Here is an 18542-nt window from a genome sequence, read left to right as displayed (position 1 = left end):
ACCTTGGCCGGATTCACGCCGCTGGGCAAATGACTGGCAGCTCCGCCGACCACTGCACGTAACACACCACCACTGGCATGCCGTGCTCGGCGCAAAAATCCAGCCAGCGCAATTGGTTGTCCTGTAGACGGTCGCCGGGGCCTTTGACTTCGATCATTCGATAGCGCTGCTCGGCTGGGTAAAACTGGATCAGGTCGGGCATGCCGCTGCGATTGGCCTTGATGTCCAACAACAGCCGGCGAAACCAGTGGCGCAGGTGATCGGCGGGCAAGCAGTGCAGCGCATGCTCCAATAACTCCTCGGTCAATGTGCCCCAAAAGACAAACGGCGATTGCAGGCCTTGTTTGGTTTTAAAGTGCTGGCGAACAGTGGTTTGGTACGCCTGGGAATCCAGCTGTTGCAGACAATCATCAAATAAAGCCGCTCGACGCTGATAGAAGTCCGGGCTGTAAAGGTCGCTGGGGGCGCTGTGAAATGGGTGAAAAAAAGCCCCCGGCAGCGGCGCAAAAATCGCCGGCCAACAGAGCAAACCGAACAGTGAGTTGATCAGCGTATTTTCGACGTAGTAAACCGGTCCGACGTCATCGGCCAAATGCCGCTGAATCATCTGCTCCACGCTCAGGTCCAGGGCTTGGGAAACTGTTATATCGAGGCGACTGAGGACGTTGGCACTGCGCCGACGCTCGGCCGGCAAACCCAGTTTGCGTTGCAGACGCGGCAAGATGCGCATCAAGCCTTGGGCTTCGGCGGCATTTTCAGGCGCCGTTTGCGCACTTTCGAGCAAGACCATGGCCGCTGAGTAGTCAGCGCTGCGCTCCAACACCCGAATCCGCCGCAAGCGCGCACCGGGGTACTCGCCCTGCTCATACACCGCCAGCGCTAAAGACCACTCCTGCAACCGTTCAGCCTGTTGACCGATCTGAAACAGCAGCTTGGCTCGACGCATGTTCAGCCACGGACTGCGACTCTCGACCACAAGCGCTTGCTGCGCCAATGCCGTCAGTGCTTGGAGCGTGTTTGGCAGCTCCAACGCTTGCCGACAACGGTGCAGCTGCAAACAGGTGTCGATGTCCGCGCGCTCATTGATACCGCGAGACTCGGCAGTAAATTCGACCTTTTCGTAGCGGTAGACGCCCAAATCTGCGAGCACAAACTCGGACCATTCTTGATGCAGGTTGCCGAAATACAGCAGCCGCAACCGCTCGCAAAGAGCCATGACGGTAAGGCCATACACCGGTTCATCGAATCCACGGTGCCACTGATCGATGGGCTGCGGCTCGGGGTAAAGCGCGTGCAACCGTTCAAACATCGCGGTCTTTTTATCCGCGATTTTAATTCCATGGGATGTGAAACACGTAACGACCTCGGCCTTGCGCAGCAGCCCGAATAGCTCGTCCAGGCTGATTGCTGGTCGTGGGTCCACCCAGCCTTTTTTCAGCAACGGTTGGACCGCTGATGCCGGATCGCCTATTTCCGCGTAGCTCAATTTGCTGGCGCGAAACAACGTGCCCTTGCGCATGACCATACGTACCAGCAGGCCTTGAGCGGTCTGGGGCAGGTCAATAAAGTCATTGATGAACTGACGCTCAGTGCGGTCGAGCACATCGGTATAACGCTCGGCAATCCACTCCAGCACATGCTGGAAATTAACGAGGTAATAAAACGGGTTGTCGAGGGGACTGCTGTTCACAGATTTTATTCACATAAGCTGATGGCACATTGATGAGCACTGGTTATCCGTACAGATACCAGCGCAGGTTCACACAGGCAAGCTAGAATCGACGCATGGCAAAAACCAAGGGAACTTACTATGAAAAAATTCTCTGCACCGCAGGTTTATTTGGCAGGTTTCGACGTTTTTCGGCCGGACGCCATTGAGCACGGCCGCTACCTCAAGGCGCTGTGCGCGGACCATGGGCTTGAAGGTTTGTATCCGTTCGACAACGACGTCACCGAAGATCGAACGCCAGAAGCGACGGCGCAACAGATCTGCGCAATGAACATCGTCATGCTCCGGCGCTGCACCGGGGTGTTGGCTAATTTGAATGTGTTTCGTGGCCTGGAACCGGACTCTGGCACGGTGTTCGAAGTCGGCATGGCCGTGGCGTTGGGCAAACCAGTGTGGGCTTATTTCGACCCAATCGGTTCGCTGCGCGAATTGGTGAGTCATGATCAAGAAGGGTTTGATGCGAATGGGCTCATGGTGGAAGACTTCGGCCTGCCGCGTAATTTGATGCTGGCCTGTAGCTGGGCAGGCGCAAGCGCAACGGCCGAAGAAGCGGTGGTTGAAATGGCGCGGTATTTGGCTGCTGAGGGTGGCGCCCAACCCTTGTAATATCTGGGACCTCATTGACGCAGACGAACGCAAACAGCCGAAAATCCTGTGGGAGCAGCCGCGCAAGCGCCGGGCTTGTAGGCGCTGCCGAAGGGTGTCAAGACCCATGGCTTCAGCTCAGTGAAGAAGACCCGACGTCGCCGCCATGGGTGGAGTCGAGTTTGTCTGAGTCGCTGAACTCTTCAAGCCTCAGGTCTTCCAGATCGATATCGACGTCACCGCCGTAGCCGCCATAAGTGTCGTCTTCATCGGCGTCGGAATCGTTGAGCGGCGATTGATCGCCGCCAAACATAAAAGGTAACGCCTGAGTGTGCGTGCTCAAGTAGGTGTTTGTATTCATCAGGTGTGTCTCCCTGGCTCACAGAGGTTTGACTACAGGTTAACCCCATCAGTCGGCGTTAAAAAAGTGCCCATTGCTGTCGCGCAGCATCTGAACCATGGAGTGCGCCGCCGGTGACAAATAGCCGCCAAGGCGCAATGTCAGGCCAATGGTGCGTTTCATCGTGGTTTGCGCCAGCGGTACTTCGCGTAAATGCTTCATGCCCGCACCGAATTCCAGCGTCTCCCGTGCGATGAAACTCAACAGATTGGTTTGAGCGATCAGCCGTGGCAGCAGCGAAATCGAATTAGTTTCAACCTGGACCGACGGCACCGGCAGCTGATTAGCGCGAAACGCCGCGTCCACCCACTGCCGTGACGACACGCTCATAGGCGGCAATATCCATCGGTAATTGCACAAATCGCTCATCTGAATCTGGGTCGCGAAAATCGGATGGTTGTGACTGGCCACTACTACTGCTTCATCTTCCAATACCGGAAAACTGACGAATTGTTCGTCGCGGGTGATCAACGGACAAATGATCATGTCCAGTTGCCCGGAGCGAAGCAGGTCACTTAACAAGTCATCTTGGCCAATCACCAGTTTCAGCGTGATGTCCGGAGCACGCTGCAACAGCGTCGCCGTCAGTTCAGGCAGCAGGTATTCGGCCATGGTCGCCGCGCAACCCAGGCGAATGTTACCTACAACGCCGCTGGCGAAATCGCGCACTTCGCGTTGGGTCTCGGCGATGCTTTGTTGCAACTGTTTGCCCCGCGCCTGGAGCAACTCCCCCACCGGCGTCAGCTTGATCCGTCGACCATCGCGCTGGAACAGTTTGGTGCCGAACGATTCTTCCAATCGCTGAATGCTTTTGGTCAGTGCCGGTTGGCTGCGGTTGAGCTTCTGCGCCGCGCGTCCCAAGTGCCCCAACTCGGCAATGGTTTCAAAATACGTGAGGTCTCGCAGGTCCATATTGATCAACCAAAGTTATCGATTCATGACTATTAGAAAATAGACTTGATCGGTTGAGCTGTCGATACTGCATGCGCTGCGTTGGTAAATATTCCACGAGGAAAACCGATGCTCTGGAGAAACTCTGTGTCTCGCGTGTCAGATTTTTCGCTGCATACCCAACCGATTTACGTTCAGTGGCTTGGTTTGATCTCACTGGCTGGCGCTTCTGGCCAACTCCTCAAATATTGGAATATCCCCGCCGCGCTATTTCTCGGGCCCATGCTGGTTGCCATCGCGTTCGGTGTTTGTGGCGCGTCCATCCGTCTTCATAAGCAGGCATTTCGCATAGGCCAAGGCTTCGTGGGCATGCTGGTGGCGCATGCCATGACCGTTTCGGTACTGGCGACCGTCGCTCACTCGTGGCACTTCATGCTATTTGCCACGGTGCTAACGATTCTGCTGAGTAGCGTCGTCGGTTTGGTTTTGGTGCGTTATGCAGGCTTCGACGGTAGCACCGCCGCCTGGGGTACATCGCCTGGCGCGGCGTCGGCGATGGTCGCCATGTCCGAAGAGTCCGGCGCTGATTCCCGGGTGGTCGCGACCATGCAGTACGTGCGAGTGGTGTGCGTGGTGATGCTGGGCGCATTGGTCAGCCACTTGATCGGTGCAGACACTGGCGTCGCAGTGGCGCAGGCCAGCGCGGCGGTCTCCCACGGTTCCGACTGGCTCAGTATTGCCCTTAGCGTGCTGGCGATTGTGGTCGGTGTCGGGCTGAGTTCCAGAATCCCGGCGGGGGCGCTGCTGCTGCCGCTGTTGATCGGCAGCGCGCTGCAGCTCAGCGGATTGCTGCAAATCAACTTGCCGCATTGGCTGCTCGCCTTTGCTTACGGCGCCATTGGTTGCTACATCGGCCTGCGGTTTGACCGGCCCGCCGTGCTGTATGTGTGGCGACGTTTACCCGCGATGATTCTCGGCTCGCTGCTGTTGATCCTGCTGTGTTCGCTGTCGGCCTGGCTGCTTGCCGAATGGATGAACAAAGACTTTCTCTCGGTTTACCTCGCCACCAGCCCCGGTGGTCTGGACTCTATGGCGATCATCGCCATGGACACCCACTCGGACGTTGGTTTTGTGCTGGCGATGCAAACCTTGCGGCTGTTTGGGGTTATCGTCAGCGGCGGCTTCTTTGCCCGGCAGATCATTCGGCTGACGGAAAAAAAGACCGCCGCGGTCAGCGTGACACATTGAATCTCTCGCGGCGGTGCCCCTCAAATCACTGAGATCCGCCCACTGAGACGCCGCCAATGAATCTGCTCAAGATTGCTACGTTTAATATCAACGGCATTCGCGCACGGCTGCCCATTCTATTGGCGTGGCTGGCGCGTGAAGCACCAGACGTGGTGTGTTTGCAGGAACTGAAGGCGACCGATTTGGCCTTCCCCATTGATGACATTCGTGAAGCGGGTTACGGGGCGATTTGGCACGGGCAATCATCGTGGAATGGCGTGGCGATCCTGGCCAAAGGCATGGACCCGCTGGAGATTCGTCGCGGGTTGCCGGGCAATGAAAAAGACACCCACAGCCGGTATCTGGAAGCCACCGTGCATGGGGTCATCGTGGGTTGTTTGTATCTGCCCAACGGCAATCCGCAGCCGGGGCCGAAATTCGAGTACAAACTGGCATGGTTTGAAAAGTTGATCGAGCACGCTGCGGGCTTGTATGACAGCGGCCACCCGGTAGTGCTGGCCGGTGACTACAACGTGATTCCCACCGACGAAGATATTTACAACACCCGTTCATGGCTGAAAGACGCGCTGTTACAGCCCGAAAGCCGCGAGTGCTTTCAGCGCCTGCTGGCTCAGGGCTGGACCGACGCTTTGCGCGCCCGCTACCCGGATGAGCGGATCTATACCTTCTGGGATTACTTTCGCAAGCACTGGGAGACCAACTCTGGCCTGCGCATCGACCATCTGCTGCTCAACGCCGAACTTGCGCCCCGCTTGAAAAACGCCGGCGTCGACCGCTGGCCCCGCGACCTGCCCCACGCCAGCGACCATGCGCCGACGTGGGTTGAATTGGCGATTGAGTGAGCACTGGCGGATGTTCTGTAGGAGGGTCCGCCACGTCGTCGACGCTGCGCTGTCGCGCAGCAAACTGGTTGGCACTTTGTGTGGTTTGAGGTTGCAGCGTGTCACGACTGAAGCCTTCCCGAATAAATTCGGTCCCACGGTTTTTGGCGCTGCACAGATTTCTGTAGGAGGTGCCGAAGGCTGCGATGGATCGCGAAGCGGTCCCAACGGGCTGATTCGATTTCACTGAAACAACCGAGTTGCCTGATTTACGACCGCTGCGCAGTCGATCGCGGGCAAGCGCGCGCCTACAGTTGTTTGCTGTGCGACAGCGCGGCCGTCGATCTCAGGTCTCACCCCAACCGAGCAAGCCCCGTGGCCAAACTCGGCGCCAACGGCAACAACGGCAAAAGCGTCGCTTGGTAGGCGTGATACAGGTCCGGTTTGCCGGGCCAGATATCGGCGCTGGGCTGGTTTTGTGGGTTTAGCTCGTGACGCCAGCTGCCGTGAATGCGGTCGATGAAGTAGGTTTCGTTGAATTCCCAAAACAACCGATACCAGTCCTCGTACTGCTTTTCGCCGGTGCGTTGCAACAACGCCGCTGACGACGCGCAGGCTTCGGCGTGGGTCCAGTGCAGACGGTGACCGACCACCGGACGGTTTTGCCAGTCCAGCGTGTAGACAATTCCAGGGGCGTTATCGACGTTCCAGCCATACCGACAGGCGCCGTCGAACAATAATGTGGCGTCTTCCAGTAACCAATCCGGTGTGGGCAGTTGCGCCTGGCGGCGTGCCGCTTCGAGGTGCAGCAGCAACCGCGACCATTCGAAGGCATGGCCCGGCGTGGTGCCAAAAGGTCGAAAGCCGTCCGCAGGATTGTCTTGGTTGTAGTCCGGCAAGGCCTGCCAATCCAGGCTGAAATGCTCCACCACCTGAAAGCCATTGGTGGCGGCATGGGTATGAATCACCCGCTCGACAATGCTCAGCGCGCGGTCCAGCCATTTGCTGTCGCCGGTGACATCCGCCAGTGCCAGAAAGGCTTCGGTGCCGTGCATGTTGCTGTTGGCGCCGCGATAGGCTTCCTCATGACTCCAGTCCCGGGCGAAGGATTCGCGCAACGCGCCTTCTTCGGCGCTCCAGAAATGGGTTTCCAGAACGTCGATGGCGTCCGCCAATAACTCGCTTGCACCGGGTCGGTCGGCAACAACCGCTGAACTGGCTGCCAGTGCGACGAAGGCATGCAGGTAGGCAGCTTTCCCGTCGTCAGTGCCTTGCGCCAGCGCCGTGGCAAACCAGCCGCCATGCTCGGCGTCGCGTAACGGACCACGGAGCGCCGCAATCCCATGATCGATCAGCGCCGAACAGCCCGGAATACCGGCGATGTGCGCCAAGGCAAAACTGTGGGTCATGCGCGCAGTGTTCATGGTTTCAGCTCGAGCGTGCTCGGGCAGATGCCCTTCATCGTCCAGATTGCCGAAGCCTTGGGGTAATTTTGCGGCCTTGGCGAACGCCAACAATCGAATGCCTTCCTGCGCCAACCACGCCGCATGCCCCGGGGCCTGCAACCAACTGCTAAAACCGTGATTTACCTCTTCCATCGACGACAGAGCCTCCGTGACAAACCGATTCGGCCGCTGACCGTGACGCCGTCAGCAAAGGCCAGATCATGCGTGCTGAGGCTTGCCGGGTGCAAGCACAGGAATGTCACCCAGCGTCACCGGTCAGACGTGGAAGCGTGTTACCACTTGATTCAGTTCGGCAGCCAAACGCGACAGCTCGTTACCGGCAACGCTGATCTGATGTGCACCCGTAGCGGACTGCATCGACAGGTCGCGAATATTGACGATGTTGCGGTCCACTTCCCGAGCCACTTGCGCCTGCTCTTCGGCGGCACTGGCGATCACCATATTTCGCTCGGAGATCTGGTTGATGGAGTGGGTGATGTCAGTCAGCGATTCCCCCGCGCCTTTTGCCAGTTGCAAGGTTGACCCGGCCCGCTCGCGGCTGGTGTGCATCGACTCCAACGCCTGCGCCGAACCGCTGCGCATGGCGGTGACCATTTTGTCGATCTCAAGGGTTGATTGCTGGGTGCGGTGCGCCAAGGCCCGCACTTCATCGGCCACCACCGCGAAACCACGACCCGATTCACCCGCCCGCGCTGCTTCAATGGCCGCATTCAAGGCCAGCAAGTTGGTCTGGTCGGCAATCGAGCGGATGACGTCGAGGACTTTGCCGATGTCCTGGGATTGATCGGCCAGGCTCTGCACCAGCGTCGAGGTGTTTTCTACGTTGCTGGCCAGGGCTTCGATGGCCTGCACCGTGTCGAGGACCCGCGCTTGCCCGGCCATGGCCGAGTTGTTGGACTGGGTGGAGGCTTCGGAGGTCGAGACGGCGTTGCGCGCCACCTCTTCAACCGCCGAGGTCATCTGGTTGACCGCCGTCGCCGCCTGTTCGATTTCAGCATTTTGCTGCTGTAGGCCACGGTTGCTGTTCTCGGTCACCGAGTTCAGTTCAGTGGAGGCCGACGCCAACTGCGTGGCTGAATTGCCGATCTGACGCAGCGTCGTGCGTAAATTGCTTTGCATCTGCTCCAGCGCCTGCAATAACCGGGTTACCTCGTCTTTACCGACGATGCGAATGCGCTGGGTCAGGTCGCCTTTGGGCACGTGCTCGGCGGCGATAACCGCCTCTTCCAGCGGCCCGACGATGCTGCGGGTCAGCAACCAAGCCAATACAATCGTGCCCAACGCAACGCCAACCACAAAAATCAGCACTACGTTGCTTGAATGGCTGTATTGCGCCTGAGCGTTAACGCCTTCCAGATCGACCTGTTTGGCGTAGAAGTCACTCAAGTCGCTGAGCTGTTTGCCGGAGCCATCGACGATTTGCTTCATGTCGACCAACAGCAACTTGATCAGCGCCGGTGGATTATTTTGTTGGGCCAAGGCAAAAGACTGAGCAATGCCGCGCTGATAATCGGCCAACGTCAGCTTGAATTGATCCGTCAGTTGCCGCTCTTGCGGAGCGCTGACGAAGGCCGCGAAGGTGTCGAGTTTTTTTGCCAGGTCCTGATTGCGCACGTCCATTTGGCTGCGGTATTCGCTGAGGTGACCAGGGTCAGGGTCTAACGCCATGCGCAGAGAAATAGTCCGAATGCGCAGCATCAATTCACGGATGTCATTCACCACCCGGATGCTCGGCATCCATTTGCTTTCAACCGCGACTTCACTCTGACGAATCGTCGACATTTGCATCAACGCAAACCAACCAAGCAGCGCAACCAGCAGGGAAATCAAAGCGAAACCAAGGCCCGCGCGGCGGGCGATGGTCAAATTGCGAAGGTTCATGACCGTAGACTCTTTGTTTTTGGGAGGTAGGACGCTGACCTAGGATGTCGTACGACAGCTAACGAGCTATCGACTGAGCTCAATGCATCTTTAGGGGAAATCCGTGAATACCTGACCCTAAAACCCCTTGAGATCAGGTACGCCTTGGCTTCCCTCCAAACGAATGTGGCACTTCTCCGACGAACGTAGCCAAGTTGCAGGCCGGCAGCGCTCATTTGCACTGAACCTCACTAAACACGCTGACTCATAAGGGAAATAGCCTGTCTGGAGAACGTCCATGGCCATACATCCAGTCGCCCGTTTCGCCGACCTGCGTCATGACCGGGGCACCCAGGTTGAAATTGGCGAGCAAACATTTCTGTTGCTGAGGATGGGCAACCAGGTCCGTGCTTATCAAGCGAGCTGCCCCCACGCTGGCGCGCCGCTCGCTGATGGCGCGGTGTGCAACGGCAGGCTGATTTGCCCGTGGCATAAAGGCGCGTTTTCGATTGAGGACGGCACGTTGTGCGAACCGCCCGCGCTGGATAACCTGTTGCGCTACCCGGCGTACGTCGTGGACGGCGAAGTGCGAATAGACGACCGGCCCCTGCCCACGTCCGCTGCCGTGGTGAACGATGAGCGTTGCTTTGCGATCATCGGTGCCGGAGCTGCCGGAACTGCAGCCGCTGCCGCGTTACGGGCTAAAGGCTTTGGGGGTCGTCTACTGTTGATCGACCGTGAGTTCCAGCCCGGTTACGACCGTACCGCGCTGAGCAAATTTGTCATCGCCGGCGACATGAAACCGGACAAAATCCCTCCACTGCGCGATGAAGCGTTTTACCGCCAGCAGCGTATCGAGCGAATTCACGGCGAGGTCACGCGGCTGGAAGTTTCAGCCAAACGCCTGACCGTGCGTGTCAACGAGGCTGACGAGCAGCCTATCGAGTACCACGCGGCGCTACTGGTCACCGGCGGAAAACCCCATTCGCTGGACGTGCCCGGCGCCGATTTGCCAGAAGTGTTGTTGCTGCGCACCCGGCAAGACGCCGAGTGGATTCTGCAAGCGGCGCCGCCCTCCGCTCAAGCGGTGATTATCGGCGACAGCTTTATAGGGCTCGAAGCCGCCTCGGCGTTGCGCAAACGCGGAATGTCGGTGACGGTGCTGGCGCGCCATGAAGCGCCGTTCATTGCGCAGTTTGGCGACCGCATCGGCCGCGCTATTCGTCACCTGCACGAGCAAAACGGCGTGCTGTTTCGCAGCCATGTTGATGTGGCGCGTTTTGAAGGCACCGGGAATCTTGAGACGGTGGTGCTGAATACCGGCGAGCGGCTTGACGCTGAATTAGCGTTGATTGGCATCGGTGTCAGCCCGGCAATCGAATGGGTCGAGGGCGTCAACCGCGAGCACGACGGCTCATTGCGGGTGGACGCGGGCATGCAGGTTGCCGAGGGCTTATGGGCGGCGGGCGACATCGTTACCTTTCCGTTGTCGGGCAAACCGCATCGCATCGAACATTGGCGGCTGGCCCAACAACAGGCCCGGGTCGCAGCGCACAACATGCTCGGGGCGCATGAACAATACGCTGACGTGCCGTTCTTCTGGACTTACCACTTTGGCAAACGCTTTGATTACCTGGGCCACGCTGAAACCTGGGACAACATCGTTTTTGAAGGCTCGCCAGAACACTACAATTTCATTGCCCTGTTGAGTCAAAACGGCATGGTCGCCGCCATCGTCGCCTGCCAATACCAACGGGCGATGGCGTTATTTGCAGAACGAATGAAGCAGCCGCTGGCGGTAGACGAAGCTCGGCGGTTGATTCGCTCCATCAGCCAGTGATTAATCGAGGAGACATTCACCATGACTCAAAACACCACACGCAGTGACGCTGCTCAAACGCCTAAAGAAGTCGGTGATGTGGGCGAGCGCAATAAAAAACTCAACCAAGAGGGCGAAAAACCGCGCCCCACCACCCCACCCGATCCCAAGGATCTTTCGTAATAATGCGGGTTTGGTGCGAAATATGCCGACGTCTCAAGATCCAAACGCCATCGCCGAATCCTGCCGCGATTGGGCCAGGCAGATCGCAATTCTCAATCAGGCGCTGGAAGCCACGGGGGGTTACATCACGGGCGAGCAATTTTCCCTGGCCGACATCCTGCTGGGGTTGTCGGTGAATCGCTGGTACGAAACCCCATTGCAACACGCGGAATTTCCGGCGGTTCGTGCGTATTACGAACGTTTGAGTCAACGGCCGGCGTTCATGACCTATGGCCGGAATGGGATGGCGTGAGGGTGTATATCCGGCCTTTGTGGTTGCTGAACTTATGGTTTCGCTTTCCGCAATTTGATACTCAATTCGCAGGAGATTGATGGGCGGGCAACTATCTGTAGGAGCCAACTTGTTGGCGAAGGTCCTTCGGACCTTATCGCAGCCTTCGGCAGCTCTTACAGAATCTGTGCAGCACCAAAACTGTGGGACCGAATTTATTCGGGAAGGCTTCCGTCCTGACACGCTGCAACCTCGACCCACACAAAAACATCCCCTACAGCCCTCGAACCCCGTGAGCCTCACCATCGCCCGCACTTGTCTCAACCACCCCTTTAACCCCTAACCACCAGGCATGCCCGCGGGTGGGGTAGTCCAGGTAGAACGGTTGGCCCATCTGCGGCGTGCTGATAGCGATATTCTTTTCCCAAGCCAGTGCGAGAATACGATCGAAAGGTTCGTGCCAGGCATGCATGGCCAAGTCGAAGGTGCCGTTATGGATCGGCAATAGCCAGCGGCCGCGCAGGTCGATGTGTGCTTGCAGGGTATGCTCGGGCTGCATGTGCACGTCAGGCCAATCGACGTTGTACGCGCCGGTTTCCATCAGCGTCAGGTCGAACGGCCCAAAGCGGTCACCGATCTGTTTGAAACCTTTGAAATACCCGCTGTCGCCACTGAAGAAAATTTTCTGACCGTTATCAATCATCACCCACGACGCCCACAGCGTCTTGTTGCCGTCGAGTAACGTACGCCCGGAAAAGTGCTGCGACGGTGTAGCGACAAAGGTTAAACCGCCAATTTCAGTGGACTGCCACCAGTCCAGCTGCCGTACTTTTTCTGCCGGCACGCCCCATTCGATCAAGGTGTCCCCCACCCCAGTGGGCGCCAGAAAATGTTCGGTCTTGTGGATCAACGCCTTGATCGCCATGTGATCGAGGTGGTCGTAATGGTTGTGCGAAAGAATCACGGCTTTGATCGGCGGCAGTTCCTCGAGGCTGATGGGCGGCTGATGGAATCGCTGCGGCCCGGCCCATTGCACCGGAGAGGCGCGCTCGGCAAACACCGGGTCGGTCAACCAAAATTGATCGCGCAGTTTGAGCAATATGGTCGAGTGCCCCAAGCGGAATACGCTGTTATTGGGCGCCGCGAGCAACTGCTGACGGGACAGCGGCTGCACCGGGATGTCGCCTGCTGGACGGGTGTGTGCGGGCTTGCCGAAGAACGCCATCCAGAACACGCGCAAGGTTTTTAGAAACCCCAGTCGGTGCGTCGGTGCGTGATTGCGGTAGCGCCCTTCTTGCTGCAAAGAATCCATCACCGGAGCGGCGGCTTTAGCGGAATGCAATGTATTAGTCATGAAAAGCTGACTCCAAGGAGCAGGATGAGGTTCCTGGATCTTGATGAACGAGGATGACCGGTAGAACGTTTCAGGTGCAGAACTACACTACACAGTGTAGTTTTAAGCTTGCGACATCTCTGGTGACAAGTAAACTACCAAGTGTAATTTTTTCAATCCGCCCGTCTGAAGCGAATTTTTATGAAAGCGCCCCTACGCCTGACCGACCGAAAACGCGAAGCCATTGTTCAGGCGGCCATTGCCGAATTTCGCGTCAATGGGTTTGAAGTCACCAGCATGGACAAAATCGCCGCGTTAGCGGAGGTGTCCAAACGTACGGTGTACAACCACTTTCCAAGCAAAGAGGAATTGTTTTCCGAAATCCTTCAGCAGTTGTGGACCAGCAGCACTGAGCTGCAAGACATGACTTACCACCCTGAGCTCCCTCTGCGCGATCAGCTTAAGGCCCTGCTGGAGTCGAAAATGCGGACGCTGGCTGACAGCAACTTCATCGACCTGGCCCGGGTGGCCATTGCCGCCACGATTCACTCCCCGGAGCGCGCGCAGAACATGGTCTCGCGGTTAAATGAGCGCGAAGAAAGCTTCAACGCCTGGATTCGCGCCGCGCAACTGGACGGCCGTTTCAAAGCAGTTGATCCCAGTTTCGCCGCGACTCAGATTCACGCGTTGATGAAAGCGTTCGCGTTTTGGCCGCAGATCACCCTGGGCGCCGAAACGTTGGTTCCAGGGGTTCAGGGCTCGGTGATTGAATCCACCCTGGACCTGTTCCTGGGCTGGTACGAAATCCCGACAGCCGCCTAAAAATAGGCATAAACGCTCAGGCATCCTGCGCGTGCTCGCGAAACAATACCTCCAGCCATTGCATGAACACCCTGAGCCGCTCCGGTATGTGCTGTTGCCGGGCGTAGAGCAGCGACACCTCCATTGGCGCGGGCACGTAATCAGGTAATACCGACACGAATTCGCCGCTGGCCAGAAACTCACGCGCGCCCATCCGTGGAACCTGCACCAGACCAAGGCCCGCACGGCAGGCAGATTCGTAGGTCTCGGTGTTATTGACCGTGATACAGCCCGCCATCGGCACTCGCCGCACCTTGCCGTTGTGCAGGTATTCAAATCCATCTGAGCGGGCGCCCAAGACCCCCACGTAATGCACCAAGCGATGCCGGGCCAAGTCGTCGAGGGTGTGCGGCACCCCATACCTACGCAAATAGCTTGGGCTCGCGCAATTGATCATCGTGACCCGCCCAATCGACCGTGCGATAACCGATTGATCCGGTTGTGCACCCACTCTCAACACACAATCAAACCCTTCCCGCACCAGATCAACCCGCCGATCGGTGCTGCTGATTTCCAAATCGATTTGCGGATGACGGGCAACGAACTCAGGCAGCCGCGGCATAAATAATTTGCGCGCCAATGAGCTGGGCATGTCCACCCGCAAACGTCCGGCCAATACCGCGCCCTCCTGCCGAAATAAACCTTCGAGTTCGTCCATGCTCGACAGCAAACTTTTGCTACGGTCATACAATACCAAGCCGTCTTGGGTGACCTGCACTTTGCGGGTGGTGCGGTGCAATAACTGCGTGCCCATCAAGACTTCCAGCGCTTGCACGTGTTCGGAAACCGTTGATCGCGGCAGGCCAAGGCTTTCCCCCGCTTGAGTAAAACTCGACAGCTCGGTGACCCTGACGAATGTTTTCAATAACTCAAGTTTGTTCATCGCCAGCCCTTGGATTGTTCGAATTATCCGATCAGTGATTCCGATCTAGCCCTGTTTATCATGCAGCGGCGGACAAATACACTACGTCCACCGCATCACCCTTCAGCAAAAGGAACGCACAATGACCCGTAAAATCGCACTCATCACCGGCGCCAGCCGCGGCCTGGGCAAAAGCACCGCCCTGCACCTCGCCGCCCAAGGCATCGACATCATTGGCACATTTCACAGCAACAGCGCCGAATCCCAAGCCGTCGCCAGCGAAATCGAGGGCCTCGGCAGCCGCGCCGTCATGCTGCAACTGGACGTCGGCGACAGCAGTTCGTTTGCCGCGTTTGGCTCATCGGTCAGCAATGCACTGAAGAACAGCTTTTCCCGGGATTCATTCGACTTTTTGGTTAACAACGCCGGCACCGGCATGGACGCCAGCTTTGCCGAGACCAGTGAAGAGCAGTTCGACCAGATGATGAACATTCACCTCAAAGGTCCGTTTTTCCTGACCCAACGTCTGCTGCCGCTGATTGCTGATCAGGGCCGGATTGTGAATATTTCCTCAGGCCTGACCCGCTTTTCCATGATCGGTAAAGCGGCCTACGCAATGATGAAAGGCGGCATCGAAGTGCTGACCCGCTATCAGGCGCAAGAACTGGGGCCACGGGGTATTCGGGTCAACACCTTGGCGCCGGGCGCTATCGCCACCGATTTCGGCGGCGGGCTGGTGCGTGACAACCCACAGGTCAATCAACACATCGCTTCCGGCACCGCGTTAGGCCGGGTGGGTTTACCCGACGATATTGGCGGTGCGATTTCCATGCTATTGGCCGATGGCAACGGCTGGGTCAATGGTCAGCGCATCGAAGCCTCCGGTGGCGTTTTCCTTTAATTGAGTGTTCTTGAGCCCGGCAGCGCCTGAAGGCTCAGGCGCTGTGCAGTCTGGCAGCAACCCGCACTATCAACTGCTGACGGTTGGCCAGCGACGCCGCACCGCGTTTGACGGCCAACGCTAGTACCTCAGCGGGCGCCGTCTCGGGATGCCCTGCATTAAACGGCGGCGCAGGCGCATATTCGAGTTGCAATTGAGTGGCTTGGGCTTCCAGCGCACCGAACAATTCCCCGGCCAAGGTCAGCGCGAAATCAATCCCCGCCGTGACCCTTCCGCCTGTCATCAGGTTGCCATCGCGAACCACCCGCGCCTGCACCGGAATCGCCCCGAGCGCTTCGAGCAATCCGTGTGACGCCCAATGCGTGGTCGCGCGCCGGCCCCGCAACAAACCCGCCGCTCCCAACACCAATGCGCCAGTGCAGACCGAGGTCACAAAGCGCGCACCCTGCGCCTGACGTTGAATGAACGCCAGCGTCTCGGCGTCCTCCATCAACGCATCGACACCCTTCCCCCCAGGAATACAAATCACGTCCAGAGGCGGACAGCTTTCAAAAACAGTATCGGGCGTGAGGGTCAGTCCGGTGCTGGAGCGAATCGGCGCAAGCGTCTTCCAAACCAGATGCACGGTCACCTCAGGCAACGAGGCGAACACTTCATAAGGCCCAGTCAGGTCCAGCTGTTGCACGTTGGGAAATACCAGTAAACCAATGTGAAGCGCCATGCGATGCCTCCTTCTCTGAGTACGCCGTGGTGTGGGCGATGGACGAAATCAATATAGTCCGCTAGCCTTTGGCAGATACGCCAGATACCCCACATTTTCCGCCAATATGCTTCGCAAGCGCAGAGCCGGCCCATGACCACCCCACTTAAAACCGTGCATCTATTGGCCTTTCCCGACGTGCAATTGCTGGACATTTCCGGCCCGCTGCAAGTATTTGCCACGGCCAACGATTTAATGCGCAAGCAAGGCCGTGGGGTGGTTTACGCGCCTCAGGTGATCGCCGCCGAACCGAATTCGGTGGTTTCATCGGCAGGCTTGGGATTGCTGACCGCGCCGTTACCTGGTGCTGACGACCCCTCCGATACATTGATCATTGCGGGCGGTCGGGGCGTTAATGCGGCGGCTGAAAACGTTGAGTTGCTGAGCTGGTTACGTGGGCAAGCGACAACGGCAAGGCGACTGGCGTCGGTGTGCAGCGGTGCGTTTTTGCTGGCGGCGGGCGGAATGCTGGATGGACGGCGGGTGGTGACGCATTGGAGCCGTTGCGAGGAACTGGCACTGCGCTATCCAACGCTGCGGGTAGAGCCCGATCCTATTTTCATCAACGACGGCGCGGTCTGGACCTCAGCAGGGGTGACGGCAGGTATCGATCTGGCGTTGGCGCTGGTGGAAGAGGACCTGGGCCATGAACTGGCATTGGCGATCGCTCGCCATTTGGTGGTATTCCTCAAACGTTCCGGTGGGCAATCACAGTTCAGCGCGACCCTCGCTTTACAGAAAAGCGCCGGGCGCTTCGCCGAACTGCATGCCTGGATCGCTGACAACCTCAGCGTGGATTTATCGGTTGCCGTGCTTGCCGAGCGGGTCGGCATGAGTGAGCGCAGTTTCGTCCGTCACTACCGCGCTGAAACCGCAAGCACCCCAGCGCGGGCTATTGAACACCTTCGCGTGGAAGCGGCACGACGGCTGTTGGGTGACACCACTCTGCCCATCAAGCGCGTCGCAAGCCGCTGTGGTTTTGGCACGGAAGAAACCTTGCGCCGCAGCTTTTTAAGGGCCATCGCGGTGACACCGCAGGCGTATCGTGAACGGTTTTCGACCACAGAGAGACTGACATGCTCTATGACTTATTGATCCGCAACGCCCTGATCATCGACGGCAGCAACCGCCCGGCCTACCCTGCTGATGTGGCTGTCCATCAAGGTCGAATCCAACGGATCGGCAAGCTTGATGACGTGTCGGCCAGCGAAGAAGTCGATGCCAAGGGCCGGGTGTTGGCGCCAGGTTTTATCGACGTCCACACCCACGACGACACCGTGGTCATTCGCACACCCGAAATGCTGCCGAAAATCAGCCAGGGCGTAACCACGGTGATCGTCGGCAACTGCGGAATCAGTGCTTCGCCCGTGAGCTTGTTGGCCGAGCCACCGGACCCGATGAACCTGCTGGGCACTGCCGCTGCGTTTGTTTACCCGCGCTTCAACGATTACCGCGCGGCAGTAGACGCCGCCCGCCCCGCCGTTAACGTCGCGGCGCTGATCGGTCATACCGCCTTGCGCAGCAACCATCTGGATGATCTGCACCGCACCGCCACCCCGGCGCAAATCGCTGCCATGCGTACCCAGTTGCGCGAAAGCCTTGAGGCCGGTGCGTTGGGGCTTTCTACTGGATTGGCCTACGCCTCGGCGTTTTCAGCCAACACCGACGAAGTGCTGCAACTGGCCGAAGAACTGACGGCGTTTGGTGCGCTGTATACCACCCATTTACGCAGTGAATTCGAGCCGGTGTTGGAGGCGATGGACGAAGCGTTCCGCATTGCGCGTCACGCCCAAGCACCGGTGGTGATCTCCCACCTGAAATGCGCTGGCGCCGGCAATTGGGGCCGCAGCCCGCAACTGCTCGCGGCGTTGGAAAGCGCTGCGCACACCCATCCGGTGGGCTGCGATTGTTACCCGTATGCCGCCAGTTCCTCGACACTTGACCTCAAGCAAGTCACCGACGCGTTCCGCATTACCATTACTTGGTCGACGCCGCATCCTGATCAAGGCGGTCGGGACTTGATCGACATCGCCGCTGAGTGGGGGCTGTCATTGTTGGACACCGCACGCGCATTACAGCCTGCGGGCGCGGTGTATTACGGCATGGACGAAAGCGACGTGCAGCGGATTCTGGCACATCCGTTATCGATGATCGGCTCTGACGGTTTGCCGGAAGACCCGTTTCCGCATCCGCGTTTGTGGGGTGCATTTCCAAGGGTGTTGGGGCACTTTAGCCGCGACCTTGGCCTGTTCCCGTTGCACACCGCCGTGCACAAAATGACCGGGCTTTCAGCGGCGCGTTTTGGTTTGCATGAACGCGGGGAAATTCGCGAAGGGTACTGGGCGGATCTGACGCTGTTTGACCCAGCGCGCATCCGTGACGTCGCCGACTTCAACGACCCACAACGCGCCGCCGAGGGCATTGACGGCGTGTGGGTCAACGGGCAATTGAGCTATGCCGACGGGCAAGTCCAAGGCAATCGGCATGGGCGCTTTTTGCCGCGCAGCGGGTCGTTGAAGGATGGGTTTAACCGCGAATTTTGATCTACCTGC

General features: G+C 58.3%; 17 protein-coding genes and 2 pseudogenes. 10 read left to right on the top strand and 9 right to left on the bottom strand.

The window, feature by feature from the left end; genetic code table 11:
- Positions 1-13: 13 nt before the first annotated feature.
- A complete protein-coding gene (locus RHM65_RS16180) occupies positions 14-1690 on the bottom strand; it encodes a VRR-NUC domain-containing protein (protein ID WP_322164967.1) in 1677 nt (558 codons plus the stop codon).
- 120 nt (positions 1691-1810) lie between these two features.
- On the opposite strand from RHM65_RS16180, the gene RHM65_RS16175 reads away from it, so the two are divergent.
- Entirely contained in the window at positions 1811-2335 is a 525-nt protein-coding gene (locus tag RHM65_RS16175) for a nucleoside 2-deoxyribosyltransferase (protein ID WP_322164968.1), read from the top strand.
- Positions 2336-2447: 112 nt separating this feature from the next.
- On the opposite strand, the gene RHM65_RS16170 is transcribed toward RHM65_RS16175, so the two are convergent.
- Positions 2448-2675: a hypothetical protein gene (locus RHM65_RS16170; protein WP_322164969.1), complete on the bottom strand. Its 228-nt coding sequence runs from the start codon at positions 2673-2675 to the stop codon at positions 2448-2450.
- 48 nt (positions 2676-2723) lie between these two features.
- Positions 2724-3626: a LysR family transcriptional regulator gene (locus RHM65_RS16165; protein WP_322164970.1), complete on the bottom strand. Its 903-nt coding sequence runs from the start codon at positions 3624-3626 to the stop codon at positions 2724-2726.
- Positions 3627-3752: 126 nt separating this feature from the next.
- On the opposite strand from RHM65_RS16165, the gene RHM65_RS16160 reads away from it, so the two are divergent.
- Positions 3753-4853: an AbrB family transcriptional regulator gene (locus tag RHM65_RS16160; protein ID WP_322164971.1), complete on the top strand. Its 1101-nt coding sequence runs from the start codon at positions 3753-3755 to the stop codon at positions 4851-4853.
- A 56-nt stretch (positions 4854-4909) separates the two neighbouring features.
- Complete coding sequence (locus tag RHM65_RS16155) at positions 4910-5695, top strand: exodeoxyribonuclease III (RefSeq protein ID WP_322164972.1); 786 nt, start codon at positions 4910-4912, stop codon at positions 5693-5695.
- 332 nt (positions 5696-6027) lie between these two features.
- On the opposite strand, the gene RHM65_RS16150 is transcribed toward RHM65_RS16155, so the two are convergent.
- The 3 genes and pseudogenes from RHM65_RS16150 to RHM65_RS25400 form a co-directional block, all read right to left on the bottom strand.
- Entirely contained in the window at positions 6028-7272 is a 1245-nt protein-coding gene (locus RHM65_RS16150; protein ID WP_322164973.1) for an AGE family epimerase/isomerase, read from the bottom strand.
- 123 nt (positions 7273-7395) lie between these two features.
- Positions 7396-8259: a methyl-accepting chemotaxis protein gene (locus tag RHM65_RS25405; RefSeq protein WP_416194808.1), complete on the bottom strand. Its 864-nt coding sequence runs from the start codon at positions 8257-8259 to the stop codon at positions 7396-7398.
- A pseudogene (locus tag RHM65_RS25400) lies at positions 8254-9021 on the bottom strand (MCP four helix bundle domain-containing protein); the annotation flags it as partial. The gene RHM65_RS25405 and the pseudogene RHM65_RS25400, both read right to left, overlap by 6 nt.
- Positions 9022-9298: 277 nt before the next feature.
- Between RHM65_RS25400 and RHM65_RS16140 the strand changes: the two are divergent.
- The 3 genes and pseudogenes from RHM65_RS16140 to RHM65_RS16130 form a co-directional block, all read left to right on the top strand.
- Positions 9299-10840, top strand: coding sequence for an FAD-dependent oxidoreductase (locus RHM65_RS16140; RefSeq protein ID WP_322183794.1), 1542 nt, complete (start codon positions 9299-9301; stop codon positions 10838-10840).
- A gap of 21 nt (positions 10841-10861) precedes the next feature.
- Positions 10862-11002, top strand: a complete 141-nt coding sequence (locus RHM65_RS16135) for a hypothetical protein (protein WP_322164976.1) — start codon at positions 10862-10864, stop codon at positions 11000-11002.
- A 10-nt stretch (positions 11003-11012) separates the two neighbouring features.
- A pseudogene (locus RHM65_RS16130) lies at positions 11013-11294 on the top strand (glutathione binding-like protein); the annotation flags it as partial.
- A 253-nt stretch (positions 11295-11547) separates the two neighbouring features.
- On the opposite strand, the gene RHM65_RS16125 reads toward RHM65_RS16130, so the two are convergent.
- Positions 11548-12627 carry an MBL fold metallo-hydrolase gene (locus RHM65_RS16125; RefSeq protein WP_322164977.1) on the bottom strand — a complete coding sequence of 360 codons (1080 nt, stop codon included), beginning with the start codon at positions 12625-12627 and terminating at the stop codon, positions 11548-11550.
- A gap of 180 nt (positions 12628-12807) precedes the next feature.
- Between RHM65_RS16125 and RHM65_RS16120 the strand changes: the two genes are divergently transcribed.
- Positions 12808-13428, top strand: coding sequence for a TetR/AcrR family transcriptional regulator (locus RHM65_RS16120; protein WP_322164978.1), 621 nt, complete (start codon positions 12808-12810; stop codon positions 13426-13428).
- A gap of 16 nt (positions 13429-13444) precedes the next feature.
- On the opposite strand, the gene RHM65_RS16115 is transcribed toward RHM65_RS16120, so the two are convergent.
- A complete protein-coding gene (locus RHM65_RS16115) occupies positions 13445-14350 on the bottom strand; it encodes a LysR family transcriptional regulator (protein WP_322164979.1) in 906 nt (301 codons plus the stop codon).
- A 121-nt stretch (positions 14351-14471) separates the two neighbouring features.
- Between RHM65_RS16115 and RHM65_RS16110 the strand changes: the two genes are divergently transcribed.
- A complete protein-coding gene (locus RHM65_RS16110) occupies positions 14472-15230 on the top strand; it encodes an SDR family NAD(P)-dependent oxidoreductase (protein ID WP_322164980.1) in 759 nt (252 codons plus the stop codon).
- A 34-nt stretch (positions 15231-15264) separates the two neighbouring features.
- Here RHM65_RS16110 and RHM65_RS16105 read toward each other — a convergent pair whose 3' ends face one another.
- Positions 15265-15951, bottom strand: coding sequence for a DJ-1/PfpI family protein (locus RHM65_RS16105; protein ID WP_322164981.1), 687 nt, complete (start codon positions 15949-15951; stop codon positions 15265-15267).
- 132 nt (positions 15952-16083) lie between these two features.
- Here RHM65_RS16105 and RHM65_RS16100 point away from each other — a divergent pair, with 132 nt between their 5' ends.
- Together RHM65_RS16100 and RHM65_RS16095 are read left to right on the top strand one after the other, a co-directional pair.
- Complete coding sequence (locus RHM65_RS16100; protein ID WP_322164982.1) at positions 16084-17085, top strand: GlxA family transcriptional regulator; 1002 nt, start codon at positions 16084-16086, stop codon at positions 17083-17085.
- Entirely contained in the window at positions 17067-18533 is a 1467-nt protein-coding gene (locus tag RHM65_RS16095) for a D-aminoacylase (protein ID WP_322164983.1), read from the top strand. Before RHM65_RS16100 ends, RHM65_RS16095 begins: the two co-directional genes overlap by 19 nt.
- The last annotated feature ends 9 nt before the right edge of the window (positions 18534-18542 follow it).

This window comes from Pseudomonas sp. CCI4.2, from assembly GCF_034350045.1.
GTDB lineage: Bacteria > Pseudomonadota > Gammaproteobacteria > Pseudomonadales > Pseudomonadaceae > Aquipseudomonas.
This window is presented reverse-complemented; position numbering and strand designations above follow the sequence as displayed.